Source organism: uncultured Campylobacter sp., from assembly GCF_963517995.1.
Taxonomy (GTDB): Bacteria; Campylobacterota; Campylobacteria; order Campylobacterales; family Campylobacteraceae; genus Campylobacter_A.
In genome coordinates this window covers 1-5101 of record NZ_CAUQHQ010000149.1, presented here as the reverse complement: position 1 = coordinate 5101, position 5101 = coordinate 1, and the positions used below count along the sequence as shown (strand labels likewise).

6 protein-coding genes and 1 pseudogene are annotated in these 5101 nt (G+C 45.1%); 5 read left to right on the top strand and 2 right to left on the bottom strand.

Going from position 1 to position 5101, the window contains the following annotated elements; translation table 11 throughout:
• Positions 1-861, bottom strand: an 861-nt coding sequence (locus RYL88_RS11350; protein WP_314991388.1) for an AraC family transcriptional regulator, incomplete at its 3' end; no start/stop codon positions are given.
• A gap of 254 nt (positions 862-1115) precedes the next feature.
• On the opposite strand from RYL88_RS11350, the gene RYL88_RS11345 reads away from it, so the two are divergent.
• The 5 genes from RYL88_RS11345 to RYL88_RS11325 all read left to right on the top strand — a co-directional run bounded on the left by RYL88_RS11345 (position 1116) and on the right by RYL88_RS11325 (position 4465).
• Positions 1116-2135 (top strand): alpha/beta hydrolase, encoded by a 1020-nt coding sequence (locus RYL88_RS11345; protein ID WP_314991386.1) that lies wholly within the window; start codon positions 1116-1118, stop codon positions 2133-2135.
• Positions 2136-2181: 46 nt separating this feature from the next.
• Positions 2182-3330, top strand: coding sequence for an iron-containing alcohol dehydrogenase (locus RYL88_RS11340; protein ID WP_314991385.1), 1149 nt, complete (start codon positions 2182-2184; stop codon positions 3328-3330).
• 17 nt (positions 3331-3347) lie between these two features.
• Positions 3348-3764, top strand: a complete 417-nt coding sequence (locus tag RYL88_RS11335) for a cyclophilin-like fold protein (RefSeq protein WP_314991383.1) — start codon at positions 3348-3350, stop codon at positions 3762-3764.
• 68 nt (positions 3765-3832) lie between these two features.
• Complete coding sequence (locus RYL88_RS11330; protein WP_314991381.1) at positions 3833-4141, top strand: antibiotic biosynthesis monooxygenase; 309 nt, start codon at positions 3833-3835, stop codon at positions 4139-4141.
• An 87-nt stretch (positions 4142-4228) separates the two neighbouring features.
• Entirely contained in the window at positions 4229-4465 is a 237-nt protein-coding gene (locus tag RYL88_RS11325) for a DUF2798 domain-containing protein (RefSeq protein WP_314991378.1), read from the top strand.
• 399 nt (positions 4466-4864) lie between these two features.
• Here RYL88_RS11325 and RYL88_RS11320 read toward each other — a convergent pair.
• Positions 4865-5101, bottom strand: a pseudogene (locus RYL88_RS11320) (cysteine hydrolase); the annotation flags it as partial.

Genomic DNA, 5101 nt, shown 5'->3' with positions numbered 1-5101 from the left:
CACGCCAAACATCCTTGCGTATTCGCGGCTAAACTGCGATGCGCTCTCATATCCCACATCAAAAGCAGCCTGCGCAACACCGATATTTTTATTTACGAGCAGATTTTTTGCCTCTTCTAGGCGGATCTTTTTTTGAAAAGCTACTGGGCTTAGCGAGGTTACGGTTTTAAAGTTATGATATAGCGAAGACTCGCTCATATCGCATTCGCGCGCGACATCTTTCATATTTAGCTTTTGCGAAAACTCGTTTTTTATCTTTGCTACGGCTTTTGAAATTTTATTTGAAACGCTGCCTTGCATCGCAAATTTACTTAAAAAATAGCCGCTTTTGTCGTTTGTTGCGAGCATATAAAGTATCTCTTTTTTAGCAAGGTCTGAGAGAAATTTGACCTTATCTTTCGGCTTTTCTAGCAACCAAACAAACCTCAAAACAGGCTCTAAAATCTCATCCGTTAGCTCGCCAAAGAATATGCCTTTTTCGCTTTTTTGCAGACTCTGCTCTTTTACGTCCACGCCTTTTAGCACTTCATAGACCTCATCTAGGCTAAATTTAATGCGAAGCGAGATGTAGGGTTTCTCTTTTGAGGCGTCTGTTAGGCTTACATTTAACGGTACATGAGTAGAAGCCAGCGCATAGGTCTGCTCGTCGTATCCATGCATCTCATCGCCAAAGCCGATCGCCTTTGCTCCTTGCAGTATTATGCACAATGACGGCTCATAAACCGTGCTGATAAAATCGTGCGTTTTGTCGCTGATATAAAAGTCAAGCGAGTCGATATCGCTTTGGGTAGATCCCACTATGCCGTATCTGTCTAATAAAAACTCTTTTGTCTGCTCTTTTGGTAAATTTACATCAGCCATTTTTGCGCCTCCAAACTAAATTTTGCAAAATTATACAACTTTTTAGAAAATTTGCAGGATTAGGCATGAAATTTACAGAATCGTTCTAACGTAAAATTTAAAATACAGATATAATGCATCACAACAAAACGATATTTGAGACAAGTAAAATCCAAAGCTCACCAAAATATCAAAAAATTTAAAGGAAAAAGATGAATCTTAAGAAATTTGCGGCGACGCTTGTAGCGTCAAGTTTTATTTTAGGAGGCAATGCAATGGCTAGTACAAACGTAGTAAAATCACCGCTAGAAGCGGTATCTATGGTAAGCGAGTGGGACAAAGTTTTCGCTAAAAGCGATAAGGTAGATCACAAGAAAGTTAAATTTAAAAATCGTTACGGCGTGGAGATTGTCGGCGATCTTTATACGCCTAAAAATTTGCACGGCAAAGCTGCTGCGATCGCAGTTAGCGGACCTTTTGGCGCGGTCAAAGAGCAATCAAGCGGCCTTTACGCCCAAACTTTAGCCGAGCGCGGCTTTATCACGCTTGCCTTTGATCCGAGCTACACCGGAGAGAGCGGCGGCGAGCCAAGAAATTTAGCAAGTCCGGAGATAAACACTGACGATTTTAGCGCTGCGGTGGATTTTCTAGGCACCCAGAGCAATATAGATCGAGATAAGATCGGCATTTTAGGCGTATGCGGCTGGGGCGGTTTTGCTCTAAACGCAGCTCTTGCAGACCCTCGCATAAAGGCGGTTGCAACCAGCACGATGTATGATATGACGCGAGTGATGGCAAAAGGCTACAACGATAGCATAGGCGCCGATGAGAGATATGAAACTAAAAAGAAGCTAGCCGAGCAACGCTGGCTCGATGCTAAAAATGGCAAACCGGCATATACGGGCGCGATAAACGTTGATCCAAAAAAGATAGACGCAAGCACGCCGCAGTTTATCGCTGAATATGCGGACTTTTACCGCACGCCACGCGGATATCACAAACGCTCTGTAAACTCAAACAGCGGAGAGAGCGGCTGGATCGTCACAAATCCTATCTCGTTTATAAATATGCCGATCCTTGCCTACGCAAGCGAGATGAGAACTCCGACTCTTATCGTAGCCGGCGAGAAAGCGCACTCAAGATACTTTAGCGAGGACGCTTTTAAATCTCTTGGCAATAAAAATAAAGAGCTAGTTATCGTCCCGGGCGCCGTGCACACAGACCTATATGACAATAAAAACAACAAGATCCCATACGATAAATTTGAGGAATTTTTCAAAGCAAATTTGAAATAAACCGCTGCCCCTGCACCTTGCGGGGGTCAATTTAAAAAGGAAAACAATGGAAAATTTTACATTTTATAACCCGGTAAGAATAGAATTTGGCAAAGGCAAAGAAGCTCATATCGGCGAGTATATGAGAGAATTTGGAGCTAAAAAAGCCCTTGTGCTATACGGCAGCGAACGCGTAAAAAAGAGCGGACTGCTTGGCGTAGCCACCGATAGTCTAAAAGCAAACGGCATCGAATTTACCGAGCTTGGCGGCGTGAAGTCAAACCCGGTACTAAGCAAAGTAAACGAAGCGATCAAAATAGCCCGTGAATTTGGCGCCGATAGCGTGCTGGCCGTTGGCGGCGGCTCGGTGCTAGACTCTGCAAAAGCAGTTGCTGCCGGAGCTAAATATAGCGGCGACGTGTGGGACTTTTTCGTAGGTAAAAATCCGGCCGAGTCGCTTATGGTATTTGACATCATCACACTAGCGGCAACTGGCTCTGAGATGAATCAAAACGGCGTTGTGACCAACGAAGCGGCTAAATTAAAGCTTCATCTGGGTGCGCCGTGCCTTTTCCCAAAAGTATCTGTCGTAAACCCGCAGCTACAAGCCACCGTCAGTCGCGACTATCTAGTTTATAGCGCAAGCGACGTTATCGCGCACAGCATCGAGGGCTATTTCACGGCTACAAACTATCCGCTAATCGCCAGAATGCAGGTAGAAGCAAACATAAAAACCATCATCCGAACGACTGAAATTTTACTTGCAAACCCTGATGACTACGACGCTAGAGCTGAGTTTGCCTGGGCTGCGACGATGGCGCTAAATGGCATAACTATGGTCGGTACTTCAGGCATCGAGTATCCAAACCACATGATCGAGCATGCGATGAGTGCGGTAACAGACTGTGCGCACGGAGCTGGACTAAGTGTGGTTATGCCTGCGTGGATGAAGTGGTATAAGGATAGAAATTTAGGCGTGTTTGAGCGTTTTGCGAGAGAAATTTTTGGGCTTAAAACGGCAGATGAGGGCATAGAGGCGCTAAAAGTGTGGTTTGACAAAATAGGCACTCCAACAAGTCTATCGCAGCTAAAGATAGATAGCGAGGCGCTTATAAATGAGATCGCGGGTGTGGCCTATGAAAACGCAAAGGCGTGGGCGATGCAAGAGCTCTATCCAAAGAAAAATATCGCTCAAATCCTTGAACTGGCAAGATAAATTTAAAGTGAGTCAAAATGAGAAAAATTTTAGCCATCTTTATGCTTTTTGCGGGGTTAAATTTGGCAGCAGGAGAGAAAATGCAAAATTTAAAGATAATCCTAAAAAGCTCTAACGGCGAAGCGACGGCTATCCTAGACGATACGGCAGCAGCAAGAAGCTTTGCTGCACAGCTACCGCTAACGCTAAATTTAGAGGACTACGGCGGACACGAAAAGGTCGCTAAGCTGCCAAAACCGCTTGATACAAAAGGCGCTCCGAGCGGCAGCGACGGCAAAAAAGGCGAGATCTCCTACTTTGCTCCGTGGAATAACTTCGTCATCTACTACGGCTACCAGCCTTACTACGAAGGTATCGTGCGCCTGGGCGTGATCGAGGGCGATGTGAGCTCGGTCGCAAAAGACGGGCAGATTAAGATCGAGCTAGCCGAATAATAAATTTAATATAGAGCCGGATTTTAGGGCAAAAAGAGCTCTCGTAGGGCGTGCTAAAAAGTGCGCATATGTGTTTAAATAAAATTGCGCTCAGCTCCGAAGATAAAGCTAAATTTGAAAAAATTTTAATCAAGGAGATGAGAATAAGCCTCGCCAAAGAAAGCGGCATGCTGGCGCTTTTTGCCTTCACGCTAAAAGATGCGCCGAGCCAGTGGATATTTTTTGAAATTTACGCAGACGAGGCCGCGTATGAGGCGCACAGGCAGGCGACGCATTTTAAGGAGTTCTTGCAGGCGCGCGGCGATATGGTTGCTATGTTTGAGGGTTTTTCGCTAAAAAACAACTACTCTTTTAGCAAGATGAAGCCCCGCAAATAAAAACTAAATTTAGACGGTTTTGTGAGAGCGTCACCGAATGCGTTGGCGTAAAAAACGTCTCAAACTAGATTTTAAAAAAGGAGAAAAATGATAGATATTAGGTATTTTAGGTTTGTTTTCGCGTTTATTATGGCGCTTTTTATGTCGCTTATCATCTCAGGCGTACTTACATACCTAAATTTGGGGTTTGCCGATGGTTTTTTTGGCATTTGGATGGCCGGTTACGCAAAAGCTTTTGCCGTGGCGTATCCTAGCATACTTGTAATCTCGCCGCTAACTACGAAGATTACCAAAGCTATTTGCGTAGATAAATCGCAAAAGTAAATTTAGCGGCTAAATCGTCTCTAAGCCTTGGGCGTAAGGCCAGCATGCCCTTATAGGTGCGCGGTTTAAATTTGAACGCAGAAGCTGCGCGTAAAAAGCAAAATCACCTAAGATAATAGGCGGAAGCGAAAGCAGCCTTGTCTGAAACGGGACTAAGGGCGGACTTTTGTGGACGCGAACGACTTGTTTTTTAACGGTTTGTCGGCGACATAAGCAGAGCATAAATTTAAACTCGGTTCGGCGGCATAAATTAACGCTCGCGGGCGAATTTAAAGAGTAAATTTATCGCGCCTTGCTTAACGTTGGGCGGCTTTATTTGCCGCTAGAGCGTAGATTTGCTTTTAAATTTAAACCTAGTCTGAGCTTGCGGCGTAAAATAAATTTAGCAAATCTCGCCGCTTAATTAAATTTTATCCCTCGCACGACCTGCGCGCCAAGACCCGTTTGCATATGCCGCAAAAACATCGCGTGATAAAAGTCCCCCTCGTGCCCCGGCGCGTCGTAGGTGGCGACGAGGCTTGCCGGTACGACGACTCTGCGCCTGATGTTTGCCTCGTTTGCGCTAAGTTTTAGGTGCGAGACTAGCTGATATACGCAAAGATCGGTGCAGTCGCCGAGCACTACGAAGGTGTCTAT

Coding starts and splice junctions, on each gene's coding strand:
- RYL88_RS11345 (WP_314991386.1), top strand. CDS start 1,116: ATGGCTAGTACAAACGTAGTAAAATCACCGCTAGAAGCGGTATCTATG.
- RYL88_RS11340 (WP_314991385.1), top strand. CDS start 2,182: ATGGAAAATTTTACATTTTATAACCCGGTAAGAATAGAATTTGGCAAA.
- RYL88_RS11335 (WP_314991383.1), top strand. CDS start 3,348: ATGAGAAAAATTTTAGCCATCTTTATGCTTTTTGCGGGGTTAAATTTG.
- RYL88_RS11330 (WP_314991381.1), top strand. CDS start 3,833: ATGTGTTTAAATAAAATTGCGCTCAGCTCCGAAGATAAAGCTAAATTT.
- RYL88_RS11325 (WP_314991378.1), top strand. CDS start 4,229: ATGATAGATATTAGGTATTTTAGGTTTGTTTTCGCGTTTATTATGGCG.